Annotated in this window: 1 protein-coding gene; it reads left to right on the top strand. The window is 58.3% G+C overall.

Translation table 11 applies throughout. The features are described 5' to 3' along the window. Positions 1–33: 33 nt before the first annotated feature. A partial coding sequence (locus SB775_RS34640; RefSeq protein ID WP_410865812.1) for a hypothetical protein occupies positions 34–228 on the top strand: 195 nt, incomplete at its 3' end.

Below are 228 nucleotides of genomic sequence, written 5' to 3'. Positions count from 1 at the left end.
CCTGGCGGTCCGAGTCCAGATGAGATCAAACGGATGATCGGCGAACGCCAAAAAGTATGGCAGGAAGAGGCGGCATGGCTTGCGCAGGCGAAGCAGTCATGCACGGCTGCAGCGCAAAAGCTCGACCAAATGACAGCCGAACAACTGCGCGCACTCGCTGCGCAGTTGCTGTCGAAGGTCGACACCATGGGCCGAAAAATCCATCGTGACGAGACGATCATCGAGCAG

The organism is Peribacillus sp. SIMBA_075 (genome assembly GCF_046534585.1).
The sequence above is the reverse complement of the archived record's forward strand: the minus strand, read 5'-3'. Positions and strand labels throughout refer to the sequence as shown.